The 1,372-nt window shown below is 69.3% G+C and carries 1 protein-coding gene; it reads left to right on the forward strand.

Annotated features, from left to right (window positions below; genetic code table 11):
• Nucleotides 1–147 precede the first annotated feature (147 nt).
• Nucleotides 148–1,356, forward strand: a complete 1,209-nt coding sequence (locus ABGB14_RS49955; RefSeq protein WP_347650954.1) for an ISAs1 family transposase — start codon at nucleotides 148–150, stop codon at nucleotides 1,354–1,356.
• Nucleotides 1,357–1,372: the final 16 nt, after the last annotated feature.

Here is a 1,372-nt window from a genome sequence, read left to right on the forward strand (position 1 = left end):
CAGGGCCGTTGCGTTCTCGACTGGTGAGACTGCTGTACCCCTGAGCCGGGTGGGCGAGTAGGGGTGCCCCGGTGCGGAGATGACGAACGCGACCCCTCATGATCGTCGGTGTCTAGCCAGTCGATCAAGAACAGGGGCCGCGTCCGCGTGCCATCATCCACGATCGACGTGCTCTCCCGCCACCTGGAGCACGTCACCATCGACGATCCCAGCTCCGACCTGCCCACCCTGGCCGAGGTGCTGGATGCCGTACCCGACCCACGCCACCGCCGAGGACGTCGCTACCGCCTCGGCCCGCTGCTCGCGTTATCCCTGCTCGCCGTCCTCAGCGGAGCGACATCTCTGGCGAAGATCACCCGGTTGATCGCCGGATACGACCCCGATCTGCGCATCCAGCTCGGGCTCCCGGCCACCACCCGGCTGGCCGCCAGCACCCTCGGACGGCTGCTGGCCCGCCTGGACGGCGATGCCTTCGACGCTGCAACCTGTGCCTACCTTGCCGCGCTGACCACCGGCCACCCGCCAGAAACGACCACCCAGACGACCACCCAGACGACCACTGCCGCCAGAACACCCCTGCTCGGCCTGGCCGTGGACGGCAAGACCCTGCGCGGCAGCCGCACCGGCGACGGTGTGACTCACCTGCTGGCCGCCGTCCGGCACGACACCCAGACCGTGCTCGCCCAGCGGCAGGTCGAGGCCACGAGCAACGAGATCCCCGCCTTCACACCCCTGCTGTCCGACCTGGACCTGTCCGCGATGATCATCACCGCCGACGCCCTGCACACCCAAGCCGAGCACGCCCGGCAGATCGTCACCGCCGGCGGCCACTTCCTGTTCATCGTCAAGGCCAACCAGCCCACACTCCACCGCAGGCTCAAAGCACTGCCCTGGCGCGAAGCGGTCCTCAACGACCGCACCGACGAGCGCGGGCACGGCCGCCGCGAGATCCGCCGCATGAAGATCTGCACCACCCGCCCCGGCCTGCCCTTTCCCCACGCCGCCCAGGCCATCCAGGTCAAACGCCGCCGCACCGACCTCAAAACCGGCAAGACCACCATCGTCACGATCTACGCCATCACCAGCCTGCCACCGGGCCGCATCACCCACGCCCAGCTCGCCGCGCTGATCCGCGGGCACTGGAGCGTCGAGGCCCTGCACCACATCCGCGACGTCACCTACCGCGAAGACGCCTGCAAGGTCCGCACCGGCGCCGCACCCCGGATCCTGGCCAGCCTCCGCAACCTCGCCGTCGGCCTGACCCGCCTCATCGGCTGGACCAACATCACCGCCGCCACCGACCACTACCGCAGCCACCCTGCCGACGGTCTTCAACTACTCGGTCTCACCACGTGAGAACGCTTCAGCCCTG

It is taken from the genome of Nonomuraea sp. B10E15 (assembly GCF_039871615.1).
Classification (GTDB): domain Bacteria; phylum Actinomycetota; class Actinomycetes; order Streptosporangiales; family Streptosporangiaceae; genus Nonomuraea.